General features: G+C 42.3%; 27 protein-coding genes and 2 pseudogenes. 24 read left to right on the forward strand and 5 right to left on the reverse strand.

Features of this window, described 5'->3' with window-relative positions:
• Positions 1–39 precede the first annotated feature (39 nt).
• Positions 40–465 (forward strand): DUF4362 domain-containing protein, encoded by a 426-nt coding sequence (locus WCV65_RS05085; protein WP_338780553.1) that lies wholly within the window; start codon positions 40–42, stop codon positions 463–465.
• Positions 466–624: 159 nt separating this feature from the next.
• On the opposite strand, the gene WCV65_RS05090 is transcribed toward WCV65_RS05085, so the two are convergent.
• Entirely contained in the window at positions 625–1,062 is a 438-nt protein-coding gene (locus WCV65_RS05090; protein ID WP_035405437.1) for an Rrf2 family transcriptional regulator, read from the reverse strand.
• Positions 1,063–1,284: 222 nt separating this feature from the next.
• Between WCV65_RS05090 and WCV65_RS05095 the strand changes: the two genes are divergently transcribed.
• The 9 genes and pseudogenes from WCV65_RS05095 to WCV65_RS05135 form a co-directional block, all read left to right on the forward strand.
• Positions 1,285–2,697 carry a SpoVR family protein gene (locus WCV65_RS05095; protein ID WP_035405440.1) on the forward strand — a complete coding sequence of 471 codons (1,413 nt, stop codon included), beginning with the start codon at positions 1,285–1,287 and terminating at the stop codon, positions 2,695–2,697.
• A 173-nt stretch (positions 2,698–2,870) separates the two neighbouring features.
• Positions 2,871–3,362 carry a PCYCGC motif-containing (lipo)protein gene (locus WCV65_RS05100; RefSeq protein WP_338780556.1) on the forward strand — a complete coding sequence of 164 codons (492 nt, stop codon included), beginning with the start codon at positions 2,871–2,873 and terminating at the stop codon, positions 3,360–3,362.
• A gap of 148 nt (positions 3,363–3,510) precedes the next feature.
• The gene (locus WCV65_RS05105; protein ID WP_338780557.1) at positions 3,511–4,083 is read left to right on the forward strand and encodes a cupin domain-containing protein; all 573 of its coding nucleotides are present in this window, start codon (positions 3,511–3,513) and stop codon (positions 4,081–4,083) included.
• A 131-nt stretch (positions 4,084–4,214) separates the two neighbouring features.
• Positions 4,215–4,400, forward strand: a complete 186-nt coding sequence (locus tag WCV65_RS05110; RefSeq protein ID WP_338780558.1) for a hypothetical protein — start codon at positions 4,215–4,217, stop codon at positions 4,398–4,400.
• A gap of 370 nt (positions 4,401–4,770) precedes the next feature.
• The gene (locus tag WCV65_RS05115; protein ID WP_338780559.1) at positions 4,771–5,139 is read left to right on the forward strand and encodes a metalloregulator ArsR/SmtB family transcription factor; all 369 of its coding nucleotides are present in this window, start codon (positions 4,771–4,773) and stop codon (positions 5,137–5,139) included.
• A gap of 31 nt (positions 5,140–5,170) precedes the next feature.
• The gene (locus WCV65_RS05120) at positions 5,171–7,735 is read left to right on the forward strand and encodes a heavy metal translocating P-type ATPase (protein WP_338780560.1); all 2,565 of its coding nucleotides are present in this window, start codon (positions 5,171–5,173) and stop codon (positions 7,733–7,735) included.
• A gap of 207 nt (positions 7,736–7,942) precedes the next feature.
• Entirely contained in the window at positions 7,943–8,362 is a 420-nt protein-coding gene (locus WCV65_RS05125; protein WP_338780562.1) for a MarR family winged helix-turn-helix transcriptional regulator, read from the forward strand.
• Positions 8,347–8,700: a DUF3147 family protein gene (locus WCV65_RS05130; RefSeq protein WP_338780564.1), complete on the forward strand. Its 354-nt coding sequence runs from the start codon at positions 8,347–8,349 to the stop codon at positions 8,698–8,700. Before WCV65_RS05125 ends, WCV65_RS05130 begins: the two co-directional genes overlap by 16 nt.
• 66 nt (positions 8,701–8,766) lie before the next feature.
• Positions 8,767–9,024, forward strand: a pseudogene (locus tag WCV65_RS05135) (cupin domain-containing protein); the annotation flags it as partial.
• Positions 9,025–9,067: 43 nt separating this feature from the next.
• On the opposite strand, the gene WCV65_RS05140 reads toward WCV65_RS05135, so the two are convergent.
• A complete protein-coding gene (locus WCV65_RS05140) occupies positions 9,068–9,613 on the reverse strand; it encodes a TetR/AcrR family transcriptional regulator (protein WP_338780565.1) in 546 nt (181 codons plus the stop codon).
• Between the two features lie 363 nt (positions 9,614–9,976).
• Here WCV65_RS05140 and WCV65_RS05145 point away from each other — a divergent pair, with 363 nt between their 5' ends.
• From WCV65_RS05145 to WCV65_RS05160, 4 genes are all read left to right on the forward strand, one after another.
• Positions 9,977–10,342 carry a cyclophilin-like fold protein gene (locus WCV65_RS05145; protein WP_338780567.1) on the forward strand — a complete coding sequence of 122 codons (366 nt, stop codon included), beginning with the start codon at positions 9,977–9,979 and terminating at the stop codon, positions 10,340–10,342.
• A gap of 27 nt (positions 10,343–10,369) precedes the next feature.
• A complete protein-coding gene (locus WCV65_RS05150) occupies positions 10,370–11,521 on the forward strand; it encodes an MFS transporter (protein WP_338780568.1) in 1,152 nt (383 codons plus the stop codon).
• A 626-nt stretch (positions 11,522–12,147) separates the two neighbouring features.
• Positions 12,148–12,642, forward strand: a complete 495-nt coding sequence (locus WCV65_RS05155) for a DUF2975 domain-containing protein (protein ID WP_338780569.1) — start codon at positions 12,148–12,150, stop codon at positions 12,640–12,642.
• A 9-nt stretch (positions 12,643–12,651) separates the two neighbouring features.
• Complete coding sequence (locus WCV65_RS05160) at positions 12,652–12,861, forward strand: helix-turn-helix transcriptional regulator (protein ID WP_035405454.1); 210 nt, start codon at positions 12,652–12,654, stop codon at positions 12,859–12,861.
• A gap of 518 nt (positions 12,862–13,379) precedes the next feature.
• Here WCV65_RS05160 and WCV65_RS05165 read toward each other — a convergent pair.
• Together WCV65_RS05165 and WCV65_RS05170 are read right to left on the reverse strand one after the other, a co-directional pair.
• Complete coding sequence (locus tag WCV65_RS05165) at positions 13,380–13,895, reverse strand: hypothetical protein (RefSeq protein ID WP_338780574.1); 516 nt, start codon at positions 13,893–13,895, stop codon at positions 13,380–13,382.
• A gap of 17 nt (positions 13,896–13,912) precedes the next feature.
• Positions 13,913–14,458: a CGNR zinc finger domain-containing protein gene (locus tag WCV65_RS05170; protein ID WP_338780576.1), complete on the reverse strand. Its 546-nt coding sequence runs from the start codon at positions 14,456–14,458 to the stop codon at positions 13,913–13,915.
• Between the two features lie 116 nt (positions 14,459–14,574).
• On the opposite strand from WCV65_RS05170, the gene WCV65_RS05175 reads away from it, so the two are divergent.
• Positions 14,575–15,756, forward strand: coding sequence for an MFS transporter (locus tag WCV65_RS05175; RefSeq protein WP_035405463.1), 1,182 nt, complete (start codon positions 14,575–14,577; stop codon positions 15,754–15,756).
• A 271-nt stretch (positions 15,757–16,027) separates the two neighbouring features.
• On the opposite strand, the gene WCV65_RS05180 is transcribed toward WCV65_RS05175, so the two are convergent.
• The gene (locus tag WCV65_RS05180; protein ID WP_338780580.1) at positions 16,028–16,561 is read right to left on the reverse strand and encodes a hypothetical protein; all 534 of its coding nucleotides are present in this window, start codon (positions 16,559–16,561) and stop codon (positions 16,028–16,030) included.
• Positions 16,562–16,856: 295 nt separating this feature from the next.
• On the opposite strand from WCV65_RS05180, the pseudogene WCV65_RS05185 reads away from it, so the two are divergent.
• The 9 genes and pseudogenes from WCV65_RS05185 to WCV65_RS05225 form a co-directional block, all read left to right on the forward strand.
• Positions 16,857–17,066: pseudogene (locus WCV65_RS05185) on the forward strand (DinB family protein); the annotation flags it as partial.
• 273 nt (positions 17,067–17,339) lie between these two features.
• Positions 17,340–18,563 (forward strand): DUF418 domain-containing protein, encoded by a 1,224-nt coding sequence (locus WCV65_RS05190; protein WP_338780583.1) that lies wholly within the window; start codon positions 17,340–17,342, stop codon positions 18,561–18,563.
• 236 nt (positions 18,564–18,799) lie between these two features.
• Positions 18,800–19,228 carry a MarR family transcriptional regulator gene (locus WCV65_RS05195; protein ID WP_035405472.1) on the forward strand — a complete coding sequence of 143 codons (429 nt, stop codon included), beginning with the start codon at positions 18,800–18,802 and terminating at the stop codon, positions 19,226–19,228.
• An 87-nt stretch (positions 19,229–19,315) separates the two neighbouring features.
• A complete protein-coding gene (locus tag WCV65_RS05200; protein ID WP_338780585.1) occupies positions 19,316–20,251 on the forward strand; it encodes a ring-cleaving dioxygenase in 936 nt (311 codons plus the stop codon).
• Between the two features lie 13 nt (positions 20,252–20,264).
• On the forward strand, positions 20,265–21,212 hold the full coding sequence (locus WCV65_RS05205) for a ring-cleaving dioxygenase (RefSeq protein WP_338780587.1): 948 nt from the start codon (positions 20,265–20,267) through the stop codon (positions 21,210–21,212).
• Positions 21,209–21,811 (forward strand): alpha/beta hydrolase, encoded by a 603-nt coding sequence (locus WCV65_RS05210; protein WP_338780589.1) that lies wholly within the window; start codon positions 21,209–21,211, stop codon positions 21,809–21,811. The genes WCV65_RS05205 and WCV65_RS05210 overlap by 4 nt, the downstream gene beginning before the upstream one ends.
• 399 nt (positions 21,812–22,210) lie before the next feature.
• Positions 22,211–22,771, forward strand: coding sequence for a YdhK family protein (locus WCV65_RS05215; protein WP_338780591.1), 561 nt, complete (start codon positions 22,211–22,213; stop codon positions 22,769–22,771).
• 178 nt (positions 22,772–22,949) lie between these two features.
• On the forward strand, positions 22,950–23,168 hold the full coding sequence (locus WCV65_RS05220) for a hypothetical protein (RefSeq protein ID WP_338780593.1): 219 nt from the start codon (positions 22,950–22,952) through the stop codon (positions 23,166–23,168).
• The gene (locus tag WCV65_RS05225) at positions 23,169–23,615 is read left to right on the forward strand and encodes a MarR family transcriptional regulator (RefSeq protein WP_338780595.1); all 447 of its coding nucleotides are present in this window, start codon (positions 23,169–23,171) and stop codon (positions 23,613–23,615) included. It begins immediately after the preceding gene.
• The last annotated feature ends 51 nt before the right edge of the window (positions 23,616–23,666 follow it).

A 23,666-nucleotide genomic window follows, 5' to 3' on the forward strand; every position in this document is an offset into this window, starting at 1 on the left:
GGTTATTTATGTGGTACAATGGAGAAAAGGCGGTGGAGGATGAAAAAGCGGATTGTTTTCATGCTGACAATGCTTGTATTAAGTGGATGCAGCGGAATGTCACTTGTAAATGGTTATTCCCCTTCTGATCGTGACGTAATCAACAAACATGGAGAGATTAAAAATCTTGAGCTTTTCATGGACTTTAAAGAAAATGCAGAAAAAGGTATAAAGGACAAAATTCGGATCGTGAGCTACACAACTGAAGGTGATCCGATGATTCAGGATCTGGAGTTTGACGGCAAAGTGATTAAATCCAGGTTTGATGGAACCCGTGATCAATTTGGCAAAGAAGAAGTAACCTACGCCTCGTGTAAAATGATTGAAAAATCAGAGCAGCAGGAAAGTACGGAATATATATTGAAACAGTGCGGCAAGGACAATGGGGAAAGTACAGTGTTAACGATTCGGGAACAAAAGAGATGATGAGCGGTTTAAAAAAAGGGGATGCGGGATTAGCGATTTTCAGGTGAAATTGTGAATGAACATAAGTAAGATCAACTGAATTGGTTTACTTAGTTTTAAAGTCTTTGGAAAGAAAGACCGCCTGCTGCGTCCTTGCGAAGGACAATGCGGGCGGTCTTTTTAACTGGTTCCGAGAAGATCCTGGAGCCTGTTCTGATTTTTCACAAGATCAGCCAGCGTATACCCGTCCAGTATCTGCAAATACGATTGAAGCGCTTTATTCAGTACATGTTTCAATCCGCAAACAGGGGAAATGACACAGCTATTCGTTACTGGGTCAAAGCATTCAACAAGGTTAAAATCATCTTCCGTTTTTCTTACAACCGCACCGATGTTAATATCTGAAGGATCTAAAGCAAGCCTGATGCCTCCGTTACGTCCGCGGGTTGTATTAAGAAGACCCATCTTTCCAAGTTCATACGTAACTTTCATTAAGTGATTCTTTGATATGCCGTAAACGTCTGCAATCTCTTTGATGTTCGATAACTTCTCCTGATCTTTTGCTGCCAGATAAATGAGGACTCGCAGCGAATAGTCGGTATAATTTGTCAGTCTCATAGCTACAACTCCGCTTAAGAATCTTACTTTAATAGTATCATACTGTTGCGTTAAATCGAGAAAGAACTCTCCAAATCAAGTGGAATTATGAATTTTTTGTGAATTCTTTCCTTGAAAGTGATCCGAAATTTTTTGGATTAAATAGGAATGACCGACTGCCTTTCATTTTTTTACATGCCAGGTCATACATTTAGGTAAGAAAGTGATAAGGGGGAAGGACGTTTGAGCGGATCACGACATGAATCCCTTCAGTATGCAATTGAGCAAATTACAGAAATTGCTGATGGGTTTGGACTGGATTACTATCCAATGCGCTATGAAATCTGTCCCGCGGACATTATTTATACGTTTGGCGCGTACGGCATGCCGACAAGGTTTTCCCATTGGAGCCACGGCAAACAATTTCATAAAATGAAACTTCATTATGATTTGGGATTGAGCAAAATCTATGAGCTCGTAATCAACTCGGACCCGTGCTACGCATTTTTGCTGGATACAAATTCTCTCGTTCAAAACAAGCTTATCGTTGCCCACGTGCTGGCTCACTGTGATTTTTTCAAAAATAACTGCCGGTTCGGGAACACGAAGAGGGACATGGTCGAAAGCATGGCTGCAACAGCTGAAAGAGTGAAGCACTACGAAATCCTGCACGGAAGAAAAGAGGTCGAGGATTTTCTCGATGCCGTCCTTGCTATTCAGGAACATATTGATCCATCCATCATGAGACCAAAGCTTTCCTGGAGTTTGGATGATGAAGAAGAAGAGGATGCCCCACCGAAAAACAGTCCATATGATGACCTCTGGAAGCTCGACAGCCGGGATGAGAAAAAAGAGAAAAAGAAAAAAGGGAAGAAAAACTTTCCTCCATCACCCGAAAAAGACCTGCTGTTGTTTATTGAAGAACACAGCCGCGAGCTCGAGGACTGGCAACGCGATATCCTGACCATGATGCGGGAAGAAATGCTCTACTTTTGGCCGCAGCTCGAAACGAAGATCATGAACGAAGGCTGGGCTTCCTACTGGCACCAGCGCATCATGCGCGAGCTGGATCTCACCTCAAGCGAAGCCATCGAATACGCCAAGCTAAATGCAGGAGTCGTCGTCCCATCCAAAACAAGCATTAATCCGTATTACCTCGGACTGAAAATCTTCGAGGACATCGAAGAACGCTATGACAATCCGACTGAAGAAATGAAACGCCTCGGCGTCAAGCCAAACTCGGGCCGTGAAAAAATGTTCGAGGTGCGGGAAATCGAATCCGACATTTCCTTCATCCGAAACTATCTCACAAAAGATCTCGTACTGCGAGAAGATATGTACCTATTCCAAAAGCAAGGCCGCGACTACAAAGTCGTCGACAAGGACTGGAAAGGCGTCCGCGACCAGCTCGTCAGCATGCGCGTCAACGGCGGTTTTCCATACATCACCGTCAATGACGGAGACTATATGAAAAACAACGAGCTGTACCTTAAGCACTGGTACGAAGACATCGAACTCGATCTCAAGTATTTGGAGAAAGTGCTTCCATACGTTCACCAGCTCTGGGGCCGTCCGGTTCATATGGAGAGTATGCTGGAAGGAAAAAAGGTAATGTTTACGTATGATGGGAAGAGTGTGCATCGGAAGTATTTGTGATCGAGGAAGCCGCTTTGGGGAGCGGCTTTTTTTGTGATTATAGCTCGCCACTTATTATCCGTCCTAAGATAAAGGGATGTCAGTTAAATATGTATATGTTGTGAAAACGCTTGATTGTTCTAGAGGGATCGATAAGATTAAATGTACATACTGCTTACTGGGAGAGTGCAAATTTGAAATTCAATCTGTTCGTCATGAGTATCCTTTCCGCATTAGCCTTGGCTGCATGTTCATCTGAACCCGGCACTGGAAAGAAGGGAGAAGACCACGCCAGTCATCAGGAACATGCCGGCGAAGATATCCGGGAAGAGACAAAAAACATGAATTTGCTTCCTTCCTTTATGGAAGACAAGCCTGAGGAAATGAAAGGCATCTATACGGCTGCTGCCAAACATCGGGAATTGCTTGAGTCCATCCCTTGCTATTGCGGCTGTGGAGATTCAGCTGGGCATCGAAACAACTATGACTGTTTTGTTTTTGAAAACAAAGATAACGGAAGCCTTGTATGGGATAATCATGGAACGAAGTGCGGAATTTGTTTGGAGATTGCAGCCAAATCAGTTGTTGATTATCAAAATGGGAAGAGCATCAAAGAAATTCGCAGTAAAATAGATGAAGCATACATAGATGGGTATGCAAACCCCACTCCTACACCAAAAGTATAAAATCACCAAAGCCCTTTTTAAAAGTGACAGGGCTTTTTTTCATCGTTTTTTCTTCAATCGTATCCATTGCTCAATTACATAAGTAAGCTTCATTCCCTGAAAATGGTTCATAGGATAATGAGATCTATCCTCGAAGGGAGTGAAAAGAATGAACAATCCTTATTACATCTTTCCATACCAGTTTCAGCCATATCACCAATATGCGAATGTACCGTTGTATACGGATGTAAGACATCCTGCACCCTGGACGATTCCTAATCACTGGAACAGAACATGTGCTTGTCAATCACCAAAAGGAAAAATAAAACTTGAAGCAAAAGATTATGGAGCAAAGCCATTTACAGTGAATATCAATGAAGCTGCGAAGCAAAACGATACCTATCGAACGGCCTTATGGACAGGAAAACATTTTCAGGTGACCTTGATGAGTCTTAAACCCGGAGAAGATATCGGGTTGGAAATTCACCCGGAGATTGACCAGTTTTTACGCATTGAACAAGGTCAGGGAATTGTTCAAATGGGCAAGCAAAAAGATCATTTAAACTTTGTACGTAACGTTCAAGATGATTTTGCCATCTTCATCCCTGCCGGAACATGGCACAATGTAACCAATACAGGGAATATCCCGTTAAAACTCTACTCTATATATGCTCCACCCCAACATCCATTTGGCACCGTGCATATAACTAAAGCTCAGGCTTTGGCGGAGGAAAATGATTAGATTAGCAGGAGTCTCTTTTTTGGTTCTTTTTTTACAATTATTACCTTAAATAAAAAAGGTTGAATTTACTTTTTGTGGTATTGCATTTATAGGATATAAGAATTTTTTTAATTCAAGTAAGGGGGTTTAATATGGCATTTTGGATTTCTGCAATTGGAGGTATTTTGGTTTTGGGTTTGTGGGTATGGTACTATTCATCATTAGGGAAAAGCGTTTATCAAGAAGAAAAAGAAGCTGGTAAAGACTTAACTTATGAAATCAATCCTTTTACAGGATCAGCGAAAAATACATCAGACAAAAAGAACAAGTTATTATAAATCAAGGGATTCAAACTCTAAAATTACCTCACGCAAAAATCTCAACAGGATATGATTTAAATATCAGCAGCAATTTAACAGTATATGATTGTTCTGTTCTTTTACTGATATTTGGTTGTTTTGTTGAAGCGAATTGAACCTCAGAAGGATGGCCAAAAAAGCGACAATATACTTGAAAACCCCCTTTTTATTATAATTTTAAAGGAAGTTCAGGGAGCAGCAAAGGTTCATTCCTTCCTGCTCCCTTTTTATATTGGCGCACTGAATCCAGCTTCTTTCAAACATTCAAATAACCTTTTGACTAATTAATTATTCTGTTTTATTATTAAACTAATAATCAAATGAACGTTTGAATAACGAGGTGAATAATATGAGGGAAATCGATACCTGTGAGGTAACGTGCGTAGACGAAGAGAAAGTGGTAAGGGTCAACGAACAGCTGAAGAATCAAGATCCAATGAGTGTGGCAAAAATTTTCAAGGCTCTTTCCGATCCAACGCGGCTTAAAATAGCCTACTCCCTTACGCTGGAGGAAGAGCTTTGCGTCTGCGACATTTCCAATATTGTAGAAGCTTCCAATGCAACAGCCTCCCACCATTTGCGGCTTTTGCATAACCTGGGATTGGCTAAATACCGTAAAGTCGGGAAGTTAGTTTATTATTCGCTGGATGATGAACATGTGAGCCAATTAATTAAGATCGCCTTTACTCACCAAATGGAGGTAGAAAACCGGGGGTGAGGATGGGGTCAGAGGTAAGGAGTGTTTTGACATGTCGGAGCAATGCTGTGGTTCTCATAATAAGAAAAACATAAAGGAAGAGAGCTGCTGTTCCTCAGGCAGTTCCGCATCCGTTACAAATGAAGCAGTGGCGAAAGAAACGGGCTGCTGCTCAAGCTCAGAGACAAATATTTCAGAACCGGCTGATTCATGCTGCGCTTCAAGTGAAGAAGCCGCGACACCCTTAATGAATCAAACAAAGAGCTGCTGCAGTTCTGATTCCCAAACGAATGAAGGTTCTGCAGCCGAAAGCATGAACTTCCGTGTATACGGAATGGATTGTCCTGCCTGCGCGAAGACAATCGAGAAAGGCATTGGTTCACTGCAAGGAATCCGCGATGTTCAAGTGAATTACGGCACAGCCAGGATGCAGGTAACCGCGGAAAGCGCTGCAGCTTTTGAGCCGGTTCAGAACGAGTTGAAAAAGCTTGGCTATACGGCTGAACAAATGAATGAGAAAAGAAATCTCAAAACGTACACGGTTGAAGGAATGGACTGTGGAAGCTGTGCAAAAACGATTGAAAATCACATGAGGCTAAACACTTCTGTCCAAAGCGTAAATGTGAATTTTTCTACGGGAAAAATGAAAATTGAACATACGAATTCTTCAGATGAAATCATTAAAGAAGTGTCGAAGGTTGGCTTCAAAGCAGCTTTAGATTCAAGCCGCTCATCCAATCAGCCTTCTCCCTCTGTAAAAAGCAATGAGAATGGCTGGTTTATTTTTTCCGGAGTATTGATTGCGATGGGCTTTGCAGGTTCGTTTTTGGGGATTCATCCGCTCCTGTCTTCATTTTTGTATGCTTTTGCCATGATCATCAGTGGGTACAAACCGGTGAAAAGTGCGTTTTATTCCATCAAAAGCCGCTCGCTTGACATGAATGTCCTCATGTCCGCAGCTGCAATCGGAGCTGCCTTAATAGGAGAATGGCTGGAAGGTGCTACGGTCGTTTGGTTATTTGCTCTTGGAAATTTGCTGCAAAATAAATCGATTGAACAGACAAGGAATTCCATTCGCAATCTTATGGATTTGGCTCCACCGGAAGCCTGGATTAAAAATGGAGCAGATCTTGTGAAAAAACCGGTTGAAGAAATTTCGATCGGGGAAGTCATTTTTGTTAAGCCAGGTGACAAGATTCCATTGGACGGAGAAGTCGTTAAAGGAGAATCCAGTGTTAACCAGGCACCGATCACTGGAGAATCCATTCCGGTTGATAAAGAAGCGGGAGATACCGTTTTTGCCGGGACGATAAATGAGCATGGAACACTTGAAATCCGGGTAACGAAGCTCACTGAGGATACAACGATCGCAAAGATTATTCATTTGGTCGAAGAAGCGCAGGAGCAGAAAGCCCCGACGGAAGCATTTATTGATAAGTTCGCAAGTATCTATACTCCTGTCGTTTTTGTCATAGCACTGCTGCTAATGATTCTGCCTCCGTTAGCGGGATTTGGAACGTGGGGCGATTGGTTTTATAAAGGATTAGAGCTGCTTGTTATCGCCTGTCCATGTGCACTTGTCATCTCAACCCCGGTGGCCATTGTATCAGCCATTGGAAATGCGGCAAAGAACGGGATCCTGATTAAAGGCGGTACATTTTTAGAAAAAGCTGGTGCGATCACGGCGATTGCGTTTGATAAAACAGGAACGTTGACGGAGGGGAAACCGAAAGTATCAAAAGTTGAAGTGCTGGAAGGTACTGAGGAAGAATTGCTGTCCATTGCCCTCACGCTTGAAACCTATTCTACACATCCGATTGCCAAAGCGATTGCTGATTATGTGAAGTCAAAAGGAATACCTTCTCAAGAGGGAGACTCATACAGCAACATTGTAGGAAAAGGGGTGCAAGCGACTGTAGAAGGGATTACGTATTACGCAGGTAATCTCGCACTTTTTAAAGACATGAACCCATCGCTGGAGCAGGTCAGCAAACGCGTAATGGATTTGCAGAACGAAGGAAAGACCATTGTACTGATTGGTACGGATCAAAAATTAATGGGATTGATTGCCGTTTCGGATACGATTCGGGAATCCACCACTTCTGCAATGAAAACATTAACGGAAAATGGAATCCGCGAAACGGTGATGCTGACGGGAGATAATACGGGAACCGCCAAAATGATTGCCTCTGAAGCGAACATCACCCGATACTTTGCAGAATTATTGCCTGAAGATAAAGTAAACGCCATAAAAAAACTCCAAAATGAAGGTTATAAAGTGGCCATGGTAGGAGACGGAATCAATGATGCCCCAGCATTAGCCGCCTCTGACTTGGGAATTGCGATGGGAGGAGCAGGCACGGATACAGTCATGGAAACAGCAGACATCGTATTAATGGCTGATAATCTGGATAAACTGCCTCACACCATCAAGCTTAGCAGAAAAGCGCTAGCCATCATCAAGCAGAACATTTGGTTTTCCATCATAATTAAAGTGATTGCACTGGCCCTTATTTTCCCCGGCTGGCTCACTCTTTGGATGGCTGTTTTAAGTGATACAGGCGCAGCATTGATTGTCATTTTGAATGCTTTGAGGCTGTTAAGAGTTAAGGAATAACTGTGAGAAAGAACCATTGAATTCATATTCATTGGTTCTTTTTCGTTCGTATTGGACTTTTTGCGAACAGATGGATGAAGTATGTGCAACGGAAGTATTTGCTAGGGAGGAAGTCAATTTTCGCTCTTTTTATACTCCCATTAATCCTGTTTAATATTATCGTTTAATACGATATAATCTCATTATAAGAAATAAAAGGAGGACGTCATGGACAAAGCAGCATTAATAAACAAATATTGGACGGACATTTATTTTCACCTTCATTACCATCATAAGGAAAAAGTGACTCATCAGATGATCCGGATCCTCCAGCTTGTTGATAAAAAAACAAATGCAGGAATAAATGAGGTGGGCTCATCTTTAAAGGTCTCTCATAATACGGCCTCAGAGCATGTAAAACGAATCATCGAGAGGGGGTATCTCTTTAAAAAAAGAGACACTCTTGATGAAAGAAAGGTTATCCTTTGTTTAACTGACTTAGGAAAAGAAGTACTTCATCGAAACACAGGTCTCGATGAAGAGAAATTGAACGGCATTCTAAGCGAGCTAAACCCTGAAGAAAAAGGAACCGTCGAATTGGCCCTGAAACTATTAAGTGAGCGTGCAAAAAAATGTACGTCATCTTAAAAATAATTGTGTCTGCCATCATCATTGCTGGTGTCACTGAAATTGCAAGGAGATTTCCAACCTATGGAGGAGTGGTAGCTGCCCTGCCGTTAGTCAGTTTACTGAGTATCGTCTGGCTATATGTACAAGGCGAGCAAACCGAAACATTAAGTAAATTTGCACTAGGAGTCATATGGGGATTTCCTGCAACAGCCGTTTTATTATTTGTGGTTTACATAGCTCTGAAGCATTCCCTGCATCTTTTTGTCTCAATTGGATTGGGAGCGGGAAGCTGGTTTGTGTTTTTGGTTCTACAAGAAAGTGCTTGGAATTATTTTAAAGAATTATTTTTCAACTAAAGAGATGCAGCAGATATAAGCATGGCAGATACGCTTTTGAATGCTTCTTACAAATAGAGATAACACTTCGCTCCCGGTGTCCGTAATCATTGGCACACAAATCAAACTGGGCAGGTTGTGTTAGTGACCGGAGGGGAAGGCTGGTATCAGGAAGAGGGAAAACCAGCTCAATCTCTCAAAACTGGAGACGTGGTGAATATTCCACCCAATGTGAAGCACTGGCACGGAGCATCAAAAGACAGCTGGATTGTACACTTAGCGCTAACCCCGGGCGAAATAGAATGGCTGGAAGCCGTGGACGATGAGACGTATAACTTATGCTGAAAATGACGCATCGAGTCGGTTGATTCGATGCGTTTTCAGTGAATTATACAATCCGTTCAATCAATTCCCCCACTTTTTCTGCCATGACCTGAGGGGGAAAAGGCATTTCATTTTTCAGCCACCATTCCACTACTCCTACGTAGGCATTCGCCACAAATTGAGCGACGATTTCTTCGTTTTGCCCAAGGTTTTTTCCGCTCGTGAGATCAACATCTTTCTTAAATTCGACAATATTAAATTTCAGGAACTGATGGCGGAAGGAAGGAGCACCTTCACTCGCGAGCATCGTTGAAAAGAATAGATAGTTGCTTTGAAGGTATTCCATACAGTGGACGGTGGATTCGATATAATCCATCTCGCTAGCTGACTCACAAAAGTCAGTCATGTTGGATATATGCTCTTCCATTACTTTATCCAGAAGATCAAATTTATCCATGTAATGAAGGTACACCGTGCCCCTGTTCACATTGGCCCTGTCAGCTATATCCTGAATCGTGATGGCATCAAAATTTTTTTCAGACATTAATTCAATGAGAGCTTTTTTTATCGATTCCTGGCTTTTTATGACTCTTCGATCTGCTTTTTGCATGCTGTTTCCCCCTAACTTTTTATTTCTGATTGATAAATTCAACAAATAGACAGGATTTGTTCAGTAATCAACAATCTTAAATGAATTATCCATTGCTGCCATTATAAATCCAGATATAATGATAGACAAATGTTCATTATTGAATACATGGTGATTTTCTCGCTGAAAGAGAGATTGCCCAGCAGCCACAGCCTGAGGAAAACAAGGAGGCGCTGTAAAATAAAAAAGATCCTTTTTCTATTAACTTTATCTATCCTGCTGACAGCATGCGGCACGGAAAACAGCGGACAGCCCATCCGCAGCACGGATTCAGTAAATTCCGCAGCTGAACAGAAAGCAGAAAAGAACAGGGGGGCTGAAAGAATGATGCAGGACACCAGAATCAAGTTGGAGTTTAACAGCCATACGGTCATTGTGAAGATGTACGATCATCCAGCCAGCAGGGATTTTATAGAGCGTCTTCCATTAAGCCTGCCCTTTAAAGATTATGCGAATAACGAGAAAATCAGTGTGCTTGAGGAGCCCTTAACCGTAAAGGATGCTCCGTCAGGCAGTAAACCATCCGCAGGGGATTTGGCGTATTTTTCTCCATGGGGCAATCTTGCTCTATTTTACGGAGATTATGATTTTTCACCGGGATTGATTCTGTTGGGGAAAATCGAAGAGGGAGCAGCACATATTCAAGACATGAAAGAGGAAACAATTGTAAGAATTGAGAAAATGGATTAACCTGCTTTAGATGGGAGTGGCTTTTTTTTGTTAAACCGGGATAAATGGCTTTTATCAATTTTAATGCTCGGAGCATTTGGCATCATCAATACAGAAATGGGCGTAATCGGACTTTTGCCTTTCGCCGCTGATCACTTTGGCATCAGTGTATCCAAGGCGGGGCTGCTCGTTAGTGTTTTTGCGCTAACAGTTGCCATATCAGGACCGGTCATGCCATTGCTGTTTTCTGGAATCAATCGAAAAACGGCTATGCTGGCTGTGCTTGGCCTTTTCGTTCTGGCCAACATTATTGCTGCCTATACATCTAACTTTGCTGTTGCTATAGCGGCCCGCATTATCCCAGCCATCTTTCATCCTATTTACTTTTCAGCAGCTTTTACAATTGCTGCTGATTCTGTAAAAAAGGAAGAATCCCATAGAGCGGTTTCGAAGGTTTTTATCGGGGTATCCGGAGGGATGGTACTTGGAGTGCCAATCGCAAGCTTTTTGGCCAGTAACGCCTCCTACCATATCGCGATGTTATTTTTCGCTTTGGTCAATGTGATCGTTTTGATTGCGACCTTAATATTTTTCCCTTCACTGCCTGTTAAAGAACGGCTAACCTATGGAGAACAGGTTTCAGTTTTGAGAAAACCGATCGTCTGGCTGTCCATCGCCGCCGTCCTATTTTTGAATTCAGCTATATTTGGGGTTTATAGTTATTTTGCGGAATACCTTAAAACCGTCACTAACACTCCTGCAAAAATCATCGGCCTCATTTTGGTGCTTTTTGGGGCGGCTAATATGATCGGAAACGTTCTGGCAGGAAGGCTGCTCTCAAAAGATGCCCGAAAATCGATCGTGTCGTTTCCGATTGCACTGGGGATTGTGTACGCCGGGTTGTTCTTTTTGGGGCCGTTCCTTATACCCGCCGCTGTCCTCACTTTATTCTGGGGAATATTGGCCGGTATAGGTGCTGCAATTAATCAGTCCTGGATTACATCTGCCGCTCCGGAAGCGCCTGATTTCGCAAATGGTTTATTCCTTTCCTCTGTAAATGTCGGAACAACAATTGGAACGGCAGCCGGAGGATGGTTTATTAGTGGACTCGGGACACAGTATGTGGTGCTGACAGGGTTCTTATCACTGGTCCTCTGTCTGGCATTTATTTTATGGAGAATCAATTCAGAGCATTTCTGATTCCATTTAATCTGTAACTAAGGGTATTCACCATATAGCCGCCAGTTCAGCTAACATGATTCCATGTAACAAATGAGGCAACCGCACAGGCTGAAAATGACTCAAAGGCAGAAGCTGCAAAAAATAGGTGCCAGCAAACTAACGGGTTTACTTAAAAGTGCAAATAAGAAAACACAAGCAAAAACACATTAGAATTCACAGATGAATTCTAATGTGTTTTTTGGTTATTTATCAATGTTTATAAGAGTTTTTTGAAAATTATCTCCCCAATTCACAGTTGAAATCACCCATTTGGAAATAATTATTGTGGGGTATGTGAGTTGGCTGTATTTTATGCTGTGGATTAAATTGTGAATTGATTAGGGAGGTGAAAACCCCTATGGGCATGAAGTTTATTGAGCCTAAAAACAAGCGAGCGGAAAACGTTATAATAAGCGGATTTTAGCTCAAATCTTTAGTACGGAGGAGGATGCTAATATTGGCTAAACTGGAAATGCCATCAGATGGTGCGGTAGAAGTTTTTGATCTTATTTTTTAAAAGGAATCTGGCTTAACAACAAGAATTCAATATTAAATAATAAATATTTATTGATAAACAATAAATTATAAATTATAATTAACAGAAAATGGAGGAGGATTTGCTTGTGAAACAATATAAAATTACTTTTTTAAAAATCACGATCTTCATCATCGGGCTTACTATACTTTCATTATGTATATTTTTATTACCTAACTTGGCGAGAGATGCAGCGGTGATGGACCCTGAGAATGCTTATTTGAAAATACCAGTTCTTATGGGATTATATTTAACAGCCATACCATTTTTTCTAGCTTTATACCAAGCCCTAAAAATTTTAAATTATATAAAACGAAAGGATGCCTTTACCGATTTATCTGTAATTTCTTTAGGATATGTAAGGAATTGTGCAATGGCCATTATAGTTTTATATGTAATAGGGATGATTATGTTGACAGTTCTTAATGCTTTACACCCTGGAATTGCCCTTTTGGGTATCGTAATCATTTTTGCTTCACTTGTTATTGCCGTTTTTTCTGCTATTCTCCAAGAACTTTTAAGAAATGCAATTCAATTGAAATCGGAAAATGAATTAACGGTTTGAGGTGTTGAAATGGCGATCATAATTAATATTGATGTAATGCTTGCAAAAAGAAAAATGAGTGTATCAGAACTAACGGAGAGAGTTGGTATCACAATGTCTAACCTTTCTATATTGAAAAACGGAAAGGCGAAAGCCATTAGGTTTTCAACTTTAGAAGCAATATGCAAGGCATTGGATTGTCAACCTGGTGATATTCTTGAGTATAAAAGTGAAGATTGAACATTTATAAAGGAAAAGAGGCTGGTACAAAAGGTTTCCGGCTAATAAAAAAGCACTGTTAAACTTGGCTGTGGATTTCCGCTGCAGGCGCTCGCTTTCCGCGGGGCGGGCGGTAAGCCTCCTCGCCGCTTTGCGACTGCGGGGTCTTACCTGTCCCGCTGCTCCCGCAGGAGTCTCACGCCTTCCGCTTCAATCAACAGGGTTTATAAAATCAGCAACATGCTTTTTTAAAAAGAAATATTCGGCTTAGGGACAACAATTTTAGTTATGTCCCTCCTCTTTTTATGCGAATATTACTGAGAATTATACTTAAAAGTTATTGTGATTTAACTTGTTACCAGCAAACACCTGTTTTTTTATCTTCTTTTATTAGGGGCATGGGGGAGTTGATTATTACCTGCAGCAATACCCTTCTTTGACCGAACCCCGCTCTTAAACTGAACCAGATTTATTTGAGAATCACAATAATTGCACAAAATCTAAAATAATTGCACAAAATCCAAGTTAATTGCACAAACTTACTCATCATCAATCCCCATTCCAGTCACCACAAAATGAGGGCTTTTTTCTTTCCAGTTAAAAAATCTCCAGTATTCAGCGTCGGAATCTTCTTCTGAGGAATCCGGAAACACTTCTAAAGTGAACCCGTATGAAAAGGAAAGGGTGAATCCTCCAAATTCATCAGCCTCGATCTTTTCCACAAGCAGTTTTTCCTTCCGGCGATTGAATAACTGAATCCGCTCATCAAATCGATTGCTTCCTATTTCATCCCAATCAAAGTCAGCCATTTCCCCGTTCCATAGTGAGGAGGGAGAATAAAAATCTCTGGACCCTGCAATGATTTTCTTTCCTTCGGATAAGCGCCAAGAACATTGTATATGTAAGGAATACTCAGCTCCAATATCAGATCCTTTTTTTGTTTGGACTGTGGATAAGGGGCCGATTCCGAGCCAAAACAAATTTGACGCCCTGCCTGCTTCCTGTAATTCAAGTTCTAAGAGTGGGTTTAATTCTAATTCAATTTCGTTTTTCATCTATGCACCTCTTGCTATTAAGTTGATATTTGATTTCGGCTTCGATACCTCTTCACTTTATCAATCGTCCCGCAAGCGCGGCCATTTGAGCCCCCCGCATACATGCTGCACCATTTTTTGCTGCCGTTTTTCGAATGATCATAGAAGACGTATCGGCAGTCAGGGCAGGATTTCAATCGGTTCCACTGTCCTTTGGATACCACTTCCGCGATGATCGCAAGAAATATACCTACGAACTTGTCTTCATCTTCTGGCTTGAACATAATTTTTGCTGCCCTTTCTTCCTTCACGAAAACCGTATATAAGGGATGGTATTGCATCCAGGGGGAGAGCACATCAATTTCCTGCGTCTCGATGCTTTTGCGAACATCCTCACGAAATGCTTTAAACTCTTCTACGTTCCCTTGCAGATCTTTTAGCAAAGGCTGTTGGTCCAAAAAATCTGTGAGATCCTGCTGGGTGCGGATGGCTTCGGCAGGCTTTCTCGTATCGTTTGGGATGGACCAGGTGTTCAGATATTCCCGAAGAACTTCTAAGGATCCAGGAGCAGGTTTATGGGTCATGAGTAACCACCTATCTAATTTATTGGTTGCATCTTCCTTTATTTTACCATAAGATGGTTGGTAATGAAGTGTATACCAGTAAAAGATATGACTGGTTACAAAAGAGGAGGAACCACATGAAGCTGAATGGGCCTGTTCAGACGCTCCTGGCTGCGACTTTTTTCATGAATCTCGGAACATTTGCGGTATTTACATTTCTGGCAATCTACTTGTCGGACCAACTATCTTTCCCGGCTATCCAGGTCGGAACAGTGCTGAGTGTCCTCATGATCACCTCCCGAGTGCTGCCGCTGTTTTGCGGCTTTCTTTCCGATCGGATCGGGTATGCGGTCTCAATGGTCATGGGAATGTGGATTCGAACGGGCGGTTTTTTCTATTTTGCCATTGCAGATTCCTTCGTTGGAACCTTGATTGCCGCCGCCTTGACGGGACTCGGAACAGCCCTTTATGAACCTGCGGTGGGGGCGGTTTTCAGCCGGCAGGAGGAATCAATCCGAAAAAAAGGATTCACCTACTATAACCAGGCTTTAAACGCAGGCGCTATACTCGGACCGCTTGCGGGAGGCTCGCTTATGCAGGGGAATCCGGACTGGCCGTTTCTATTTGGAGGGTCTCTCTACTTTTTAATCGGGCTTATGTTGTTTCTCAATCGTCATTCATTTAAGGTCCAAACCGATTCTGCTGTGGCCAAAGGATTTTTAAAAGTCTTTAAAGACCGTCCCTTTCTTGCCTTCAACGGTACCATGCTTTTTTTCTGGTTCATGTACAGCCAGCTTACGATCCTGTTTCCGCTCATCATGTTTGACGTAACGCAGTCCAAGGCAGACGTATCGTACGTCGTGACTGTCAATGCCATCTGCGGCCTGCTGCTGATGTTCCTCATCCGAAGTCTTTTTGAAAAACATGCCCCGATTGTGCTCATTCAGCGGGGGATGCTCATCATGGCTTCAGGGCTTTTTCTATGCTGGGCAGTGGGGGATAAGTGGTGGATTTTATTATGCGTCATGATCTTTACCATCGGGGAAACGCTCGTTCTTCCTGCTTCCGATATCAAAGTGGCGGAGTATGCCAATAATGGACTTACAGGAGCTTATTTTGGGCTATCCAAGATCTCATTTGGGATCGGTGCGTCTGCGGGAAGCTTTGCCGGTCCAGTGCTGATGGGCTTGCAGGGATGGGACGGTATTCCCTGGCTCGTTGTTTCGGCTGCTGGGGTAATGGGGAGTATGCTTACATTTGTATTAATAAGGGGAGAGGACGGGATGAAAAAACTCGATGGTCCTTCTATTCATTCTTAGAAGGGGTTACATGATTTTATTATGAATTGGACTTTATTTATTACATCAACGAAAATAAAACGGACCTCGGCAATCAAAAACTGACGATCGAAGAATTAGTGGATTTAGCGAATCAGGTGCATTAGGATTAAATCTTAAAAGTAGAATTTAGGGGTTTGAACCCAACTGAGCAGAGGTTACTTCCTCAAAAATAATCTGTTATAAGTAAGGAGTTCAGTATTGAATAGATAATAAAAAAGTGCTGGAACACCCTAGCACTTTTCTGTGGAAATTACTTTCCATTATCAACCGTTTCAATAGTCTTAAAAATCCTTGAGTAAGCATCCAAGATATTCACCTTGTTCACCTTGTCATTATAAAGTCCAAATTCCCAATGCCTTCCTTCCTCACCAGATTGGTAATATCCACTGGCATAATAGCCGGACTTTGAATCAGAAAAATCTTCATAATCTGCATCTTCCAAAACAAAAGGAATATAGGATTTTTTTGATTCAATAAAGAAGAATGGAATACCAGAATTTCGGTAGATGCTTGCATAAGAAGCTTTTGCAGCTTCAGATAAATGCTCCTTCATAATAAATACTGAATTAAACTTTGAAGCGAGATTTTTTTCACTTAACCCCTTTAATTCCATCTTTCTAAAAACAATGTTTTCCTCACGAATTGCTGGAGGTTTCCCAATGATCCCGATCGTCAATTCTTTACCTTTATATAAAGGGCTATCCTTGATTTCGTTTTTATTACTGTTGCACGCTGATAAAATAGATAAAACAATCAATAAGATCAATATGGATTTATTCTTCATGTATTCCTCTCCAAATTCAAAATATATTTATATTTACCTTTACATATTTTACCTGTAAGTGTTGAAGATTTCATCATTATTTTTAGGAAAGTTGTTAATTTGTGGGTTTTGTATTTAAAGAGTTCCATTTGCGAAAAGACCTTTTATAGCATCTTTTTATGATGATCTAACATGGAATGTTGTTTTTATGGAGTGAGGAAAGGTTTTTTAAGTTAAAAACTGAATACTATAAATGTGATAATCTAGAAAATGCAATCTTCTAACCATTAATGTAATGTTGAAAGGAAAAATTAGAATGGCTCAGTCTGTATTAAGAACGGATAACTACCATTTATCGAAAAATAAAAGATCTGCCGCAAGACATTATACATAAGAGGGTTAAGAGCGGTTTTCCTTCAGCGGCAAAAGTAATGTCCCATATATACCTCACAGTTTAGCCTGGTTCGAGATCATTTCTGGTGAAAGCATGATGCAATTAGAAGTTAAGAGTCAACCTTTAGAGGAGCTGCCAATGAAAATTGAATCACAAAGCAGTTGAAGTAGATACCTTTAAGAAATGAGATAGTATGTTACACACGTTTTTCTTTCAGTTGATACTATGAATCTTATTTTGATAGCTATGGTAAACTCGTCAGTTGATTTTCACTGAGGTGTAAATTATTCAGCCGCCTATTTTTACATAGCATATTAAGAAGAAAATTCGGTGTATATGCAGAGGATAATAAAGATCAAGCATAATTTGAGTTAATCAATCGATCAGGGAAAAAGGGGATTCTCCATGAATGAAAAATGGATGGAAGCGGACAATCCGCTTCCTCAAAAGAAGCGCATTATGGTTTTAGATAGTTTGAGAGGCTTTGCCTTGCTGGGAATCTTTCTTATTAACATTACGGCCATTGCAGCAGCCGGAGGCCCGCCTTCATTAGATAGTAAACCGAATTTCATCGATGAAATGGTGAATCAATTTCTTTTATTATTTGTTGAATCTAAATTTTTCACGCTCTTTTCGTTTTTGTTTGGCGTAGGATTTTCAATTCAGCTTTTGAGGGCAAATGAACAGGGAATCAATATTGTACCAAGGTTCTCAAGAAGGCTTGCTGCCCTTTTTCTATTCGGTGTCCTTCACATCGCGCTGTTTTGGGAAGGGGATATTCTTGTCATTTATGCAGTAGTGGGCTTTGCCTTGCTTCTTTTTAAAAAATGCAGCGAGAAGACACTGCTTATCTGGATAGCGGGGCTATTGATCCTTCCCATTTTAATTGTGATTGGATCTGTAGCAGGAATTGAAGTGCTGCGGCATACTTCTGAATACGGGGGGCAACTAAAGGAAGCCGATCAAGAGCTGCTCCGTGCTTTCAGGATGCTGGAGGGCGGGAATGAAAAACCGCTGTCCTATACGGATTCCATCACCGAAAGAATAAACGCGTACATCGAAGTTCTTCCTTTATTAATCTCACGGTTCCCAACGGTCCTGGCAATGTTTCTCCTTGGGTTATATGCAGGGAAAAAACGCATGTTTGAGAAGCTTGAAGAAAATCTTCCCTTATTAAAAGGCATGAGCAGAAGGGGAATAGCGATTGGTCTGCTGTTAAACCTTGCCGTTGTGATCCTGTTCAATACACTAAAGCCGGTGACCGCTATTGTCGTCCTCCTGCTTAACCAGACACTTACTGGGCCCATTCTATCGATCAGCTATGCAGCCATCTTTATTTTACTATCCAGAAAAAAGAACTGGGACTTTCTGTTTCGATGGCTTAGCTATCCCGGCCGCATGGCGCTGACAAACTATATTCTTCAGTCGGTACTATGCTCATTTATTTTCAACGATTACGGATTCGGGCTAAAGGGGCAAGTCTCCCTGTCGGGTACGATACTAATGGCATTCGGAATATATATAGTTTTAATGATTGGAAGCAGATTTTGGCTTAAAACCTTTAAATTCGGCCCGCTTGAGTGGGTTTGGCGCTGCATTACCTATAAGAAAATCCAGTCCATTCGATAATGTATAGATACTAAAAAAGCCGCTGACAAAGCGGCTTTTTTAGGTGAAGAGCAAGTATAGCGATTTGTTTCCCTCGATTGCTGCGGCGATTATGAACAAACTTTCACTATTATTATGTGGATTTTTTATGAAATTCCATTGACTCCAATACAAATGCGGGGTTATAATTATCTCAACTTCAAGATATTTAAATTAAAAATACTTCATTTAAAAACATAAACCAGGAGGTGACCGATTTGGATGAAGCGTGCAAAAAAACTCCTTACCTTGCTTTGATGCAAACAGCGAAAGCGGTTCATGAACGTATGCGAAGGGCAGCGGCTTCAGAAAATCTGAATCCTACCGAGTTCTCCATATTGGAAGTCCTGTTTCTTAACGGGAAACAGACGATTCACCAAGTGGGTGAAAGCATCCTCGTATCAAGCGGTTCCATGACCTATACGATCGATAAACTTGAAAACAGAGGACTGATTTACCGTAGCGCCTGTCCGGATGACCGCCGTGCCATTCACTTGGATTTAACGGAGCTTGGCAAAAAGCAAATGGAGAAGATCATGCCGAAGCATCAGGCGCTAACGAGTTACGTGCTTGGATCCTTGAAAAATGATGAGGCCGAGAGACTAGTTGAAATGTTGAACAGAGTTAAGAACAGAGCAGAAAACTAATTTTTTATACCTGTATATCTCGATTTCGAGATAAAAGGATAATCAATCATTCATATAGAATAGAGAAATGATAAGGAGTGAAAGAAAATGACAAAAAAAACAATGGGTATTCACCATATTACAGCGATTGTCGGGCATCCACAGGAAAATGTTGATTTTTACGCAGGCGTATTGGGATTGCGTTTAGTGAAGCAGACGGTAAATTTTGATGACCCTGGTACGTATCATCTTTACTTTGGAAATGAAGGCGGAAAACCGGGCAGCATTATCACCTTTTTCCCATGGGCCGGAGCACGCCAAGGTTCGATTGGCGATGGTCAGGTAGGTGTCACCACTTATTCGGTGCCAACGGGTTCGATGGAGTTTTGGGAGCAGCGGCTGGAAGCATTCAAAGTTGAATTTACGAAATCGGAACGCTTCGGTGAACAGTATTTGGAGTTTGATGATCCTCATGGCCTTCACTTGGAAATCGTAGAGCGGGAGGAAGGCGAGGCGAATACATGGTCTTTTAATGGGGTCACTCCTGAGACGGCAATCAAAGGATTTGGAGGAGCGATTCTTCTATCGGCTCAGCCGGACCAGACAGCACAATTGCTGGAGAACGTCATGGGGCTTGAACGCGTTGGAAAAGAGGGAGATTACATCCGGTTCCGTTCTGAAGCCGATCTTGGGAATGTGATTGATTTAAAAACGACGCCAACCGGCCGCGGACAAATGGGAGTGGGAACCGTGCATCATATCGCATGGCGCGCAGCGGATGATGAGGATCAATTAGAGTGGCAGAAATATGTGGGAGAGCATGGATACGGCGTCACACCAGTAAAAGACCGGAACTACTTTAATGCCGTTTATTTCAGAGAGCATGGCGAGATATTATTTGAAATCGCGACGGATCCTCCAGGCTTTGCCCATGATGAATCTCATGAGACAATGGGACAGAAATTAATGCTTCCAGCTCAGTATGAAGAGGCAAGAGACCGGATTGAGCGGGCGCTGATTCCGATTGAAGTAAGAGAATTTTAGGGGGAGAAATACCGTGCAAAAGACAGCTGGAATCCATCATATCACAGCCATGGTGAACGATCCGCAGCGGAATATCGACTTTTATGCCGGCGTCTTGGGCCTGCGGCTCGTCAAAAAAACCATTAACTTCGACCGGCCGGAAGTGTACCATCTTTATTTTGGAAATGAATCCGGCCAGCCCGGAACAATTATCACCTTTTTCCCATGGGCGGACCAATTGAAGGGACGGATCGGGACCGGACAGGTCGGAGTAACAAGCTATGTGATTCCGCCCGGTTCCCGTTCATTCTGGGAGAGCCGCTTGAAAAAATTCGGGGTAAAGTTTTACAAGACCGAACGGTTTGGGGAAACGTATATCGCCTTTCAGGATCCGGATGGCCTTGAGCTTGAATTGGTGGAACGGGAGGAAGGGCCTCTCAATACATGGAGCTTCAGCGGAATCCCAACGGACCAGGCTGTTAAAGGATTCAGCGGCGCGACGTTAATTTCAGCCCAGCCGAATAAAACAGCCGATTTGCTTGAACAAGTACTTGGACTCGAATGCGTAGGACAGGAAGAAAGCTTTCTGAGATTTAAATCCGGGGGAGAGCTCGGCAATACGATTGATGTAAAGCTGTCCCCTTCTGTAAGAGGATTAATGGGGGCCGGCACGGTGCACCATATTGCCTGGAGAGCGAAAAATGAAGAGGACCATCTTAAATGGAGAGCTCTTCTTCAGGAAAAAGGGTTCTATCCAACGGACATATTGGACCGCAACTACTTTAATGCCCTCTATTTTCATGAAGAAGGCGGCATTTTATTTGAAATTGCGACCGATCCGCCCGGCTTTACAGCAGATGAACCGGCTGACGAGCTTGGAACAAAGCTCATGCTGCCATCCTGGCTTGAGCCGCAGCGGGAAGAACTGGAAAGAAGCCTGCCTCATATAGAGGTACACGTTTTGGAGGAGGAAATGGAATGAAACATATTTTTAATAAAGGAACCAATCCGGAAAAACCAACCCTGCTTCTGCTTCACGGCACAGGCGGAAATGAACTTGACCTGCTTCCGCTCGCAGGAATGATTGATGAAGAGGCATCCGTATTGAGCGTCCGCGGAAATGTACTGGAAAATGGCATGCCCCGGTTCTTCCGCAGACTCGCTGAAGGTGTGTTTGATGAAGAAGATCTCGCGTTCCGCACACAGGAACTCAATCAATTTCTGGATGAAGCAGCTGATAAGTATGGGTTTGACCGCAGCCAAATCATCGCCATCGGCTATTCCAATGGAGCCAATATCGCAGCAAGTCTGCTTTTCCACTATGGGGATGCATTAAAAGGCGCAATTCTTCACCATCCGATGGTTCCGAGAAGAGGGATTGAGCTCCCGGATCTAACGGGGAAATCCATATTCATCGCAGCCGGAACTAACGATCCAATTTGTCCGGCAGAAGAATCGACTGAACTGCACGCCTTGCTGCAAAGAGCCAATGCCAAGGCAGAATTGCACTGGGAAAATCAAGGCCACCAGCTAACGCGGAGTGAGGTTGAAGCTGCGGCGAAGTGGTATAAGGGATTGTGAAGGAAGAAAACTGCTTGTGCAGTTTTCTTTTTTTTTGCACTTTGCACTGACCCCCGCTCTGCTAAAGTGTAAAAGCTCCGTCCCCGTTTCACGTGACGCTTAGAGCGGTCAGGGATTGCACCGGCTATGCTCATTCCCCAAGTGCGGTGCAGGATAGAAGGTCAGAGCAATGCACTGACCCCCGCTGTGATAAAGAACTAAAGCTCCGTCCCCCTGACACATGAAACCTAGAGCGGTATGGGATTGCAAGCTTCTTCCTTCTTCCCCCGGTGCGGTGAAGGCGAGAGGGTCAGTGCAAGCGCATCATTCAACTCTTATTTTATCCGTATGCTGTGCACATTTTTTGCAATTGAATGATGTGCGGTTATACTAAAAGCATACTTACTGGAGGGTGATTCAATGAACCGCAAAAAAATGATGATGTTCACTGTTTCTCTGCTTGCCGCATTTGGTTTGGCCGCCTGTTCCAACGGAGGAATGGAAGAAAAGCATGGAGGAATGGACCATTCCAAAATGGAACATTCAAGCTCAGGTGAAGTGCCTGAAGGATTAAAAGAAGCAAAAAACCCTGCATATCCGCTCGGGAGCAAGACGAAGGTGAAAACGGATCATATGGAAGGCATGAATGGAGCGGAAGGGACCATTGCGGGTGCCTACGATACAACGGTCTATGCGGTTACCTATACACCCAAAGGCGGCGGAGAAAAAGTAGTCAATCACAAGTGGGTAATTCACGAGGAAATCGAGAACGCGGGAGAGGTTTCTTTTAAGAAAGGTGAAGAAGTCACCTTGATGGCAGACCATATGAAAGGAATGATGGGAGCAAAGGCAACCATTGATTCTGCTGAGAAGACAACCGTTTATATGATTGATTATTCTCCGGCGAATGGCGGAGAAGAAGTGAAGAATCATAAATGGGTGACGGAAAGCGAGCTTTCAGCCTTGATAAAAAGCGAATGAGGAAGAGCATCTTATGGGGGATGCTCTTTTCCATTTCGCTGGCATTGCTATCTGGTCAGCGGGAAAACCGGGCTTTTCTATCGTATGAACAGAAGGTGTCTAAATACTTGCATTGTGCAAATTTATTATTTGCAAACTGCAAATATATAGATTATGATCAAATTAAGGAGGCGGTACAATGGAGATAACAATCAATAAGTCAGGGAATTTGTCGGTTCAGTATTTTCTGTCGTACCTTTATCTTGTATCAAAATCTATGAATGGATCATCATCTCAAATTATCGAGTTTACTGAGAAGCGAATGTTTGGAAAAGACTGTGGTTCACGGGGAGAAGCTTCCTATCAACATTTTTTGAAGGCATGCAGCCAATTTATAGAAAGCGGAGGACGCGATTAAATGGAAAATGTTCGCGAGTTGTTTCAGGTGATGGTTCGCCGGTTCGGGCTTTTGGATAAGAATTGCTGTTCAGTTGGATCAGTGGAATTGAGCATGGTTCAAAGTCATATTCTGTATGAGGTAGAACGAAGGGAGTCTCCTTCCATACAGGAAATTGCCGATACACTTGGGACGGATATCACGACGTTCAGCCGGCAGGTTCAAGGTCTTGTAAAGATGGGTCTTATAGAAAAGAAACAGTCTGTTGAAGATAAGCGGATCTATCAGCTTTTCTTAACGAGTGAAGGAAAAGAAATTGCTTCATCCATCGATACCCAAATGAATGAGTACTTAAAAGAAGTATTTTCTTATATGCAGCCGGCAGAGAGAAACCAGGTTATCGAATCTATAAAATTACTGAACCTAGCAATGGCAAAAAGTGAGATGTGCTGCCGGCCTGTGAAATAAAAAGAAAGATCGAATACGGTCTTTTTACATAGATACTTGCATTTTGCAAAT

The sequence above is a fragment of the Metabacillus sp. FJAT-52054 genome, from assembly GCF_037201815.1.
Lineage (GTDB): Bacteria > Bacillota > Bacilli > Bacillales > Bacillaceae > Metabacillus_B > Metabacillus_B sediminis.

What these genes read in the sequence shown, in the direction of transcription:
- WCV65_RS05220 (WP_338780593.1), top strand. Translation starts at nt 22,950, where the DNA reads ATGGAGATAACAATCAATAAGTCAGGGAATTTGTCGGTTCAGTATTTT.
- WCV65_RS05165 (WP_338780574.1), bottom strand. Translation starts at nt 13,895, where the DNA reads ATGAAAAACGAAATTGAATTAGAATTAAACCCACTCTTAGAACTTGAA.
- WCV65_RS05085 (WP_338780553.1), top strand. Translation starts at nt 40, where the DNA reads ATGAAAAAGCGGATTGTTTTCATGCTGACAATGCTTGTATTAAGTGGA.
- WCV65_RS05130 (WP_338780564.1), top strand. Translation starts at nt 8,347, where the DNA reads ATGTACGTCATCTTAAAAATAATTGTGTCTGCCATCATCATTGCTGGT.
- WCV65_RS05225 (WP_338780595.1), top strand. Translation starts at nt 23,169, where the DNA reads ATGGAAAATGTTCGCGAGTTGTTTCAGGTGATGGTTCGCCGGTTCGGG.
- WCV65_RS05125 (WP_338780562.1), top strand. Translation starts at nt 7,943, where the DNA reads ATGGACAAAGCAGCATTAATAAACAAATATTGGACGGACATTTATTTT.
- WCV65_RS05115 (WP_338780559.1), top strand. Translation starts at nt 4,771, where the DNA reads ATGAGGGAAATCGATACCTGTGAGGTAACGTGCGTAGACGAAGAGAAA.
- WCV65_RS05170 (WP_338780576.1), bottom strand. Translation starts at nt 14,458, where the DNA reads ATGACCCATAAACCTGCTCCTGGATCCTTAGAAGTTCTTCGGGAATAT.
- WCV65_RS05110 (WP_338780558.1), top strand. Translation starts at nt 4,215, where the DNA reads ATGGCATTTTGGATTTCTGCAATTGGAGGTATTTTGGTTTTGGGTTTG.
- WCV65_RS05215 (WP_338780591.1), top strand. Translation starts at nt 22,211, where the DNA reads ATGAACCGCAAAAAAATGATGATGTTCACTGTTTCTCTGCTTGCCGCA.
- WCV65_RS05155 (WP_338780569.1), top strand. Translation starts at nt 12,148, where the DNA reads ATGGAGGAGGATTTGCTTGTGAAACAATATAAAATTACTTTTTTAAAA.
- WCV65_RS05160 (WP_035405454.1), top strand. Translation starts at nt 12,652, where the DNA reads ATGGCGATCATAATTAATATTGATGTAATGCTTGCAAAAAGAAAAATG.
- WCV65_RS05210 (WP_338780589.1), top strand. Translation starts at nt 21,209, where the DNA reads ATGAAACATATTTTTAATAAAGGAACCAATCCGGAAAAACCAACCCTG.
- WCV65_RS05175 (WP_035405463.1), top strand. Translation starts at nt 14,575, where the DNA reads ATGAAGCTGAATGGGCCTGTTCAGACGCTCCTGGCTGCGACTTTTTTC.
- WCV65_RS05140 (WP_338780565.1), bottom strand. Translation starts at nt 9,613, where the DNA reads ATGCAAAAAGCAGATCGAAGAGTCATAAAAAGCCAGGAATCGATAAAA.
- WCV65_RS05120 (WP_338780560.1), top strand. Translation starts at nt 5,171, where the DNA reads ATGTCGGAGCAATGCTGTGGTTCTCATAATAAGAAAAACATAAAGGAA.
- WCV65_RS05145 (WP_338780567.1), top strand. Translation starts at nt 9,977, where the DNA reads ATGATGCAGGACACCAGAATCAAGTTGGAGTTTAACAGCCATACGGTC.
- WCV65_RS05105 (WP_338780557.1), top strand. Translation starts at nt 3,511, where the DNA reads ATGAACAATCCTTATTACATCTTTCCATACCAGTTTCAGCCATATCAC.
- WCV65_RS05200 (WP_338780585.1), top strand. Translation starts at nt 19,316, where the DNA reads ATGACAAAAAAAACAATGGGTATTCACCATATTACAGCGATTGTCGGG.
- WCV65_RS05190 (WP_338780583.1), top strand. Translation starts at nt 17,340, where the DNA reads ATGAATGAAAAATGGATGGAAGCGGACAATCCGCTTCCTCAAAAGAAG.
- WCV65_RS05180 (WP_338780580.1), bottom strand. Translation starts at nt 16,561, where the DNA reads ATGAAGAATAAATCCATATTGATCTTATTGATTGTTTTATCTATTTTA.
- WCV65_RS05090 (WP_035405437.1), bottom strand. Translation starts at nt 1,062, where the DNA reads ATGAGACTGACAAATTATACCGACTATTCGCTGCGAGTCCTCATTTAT.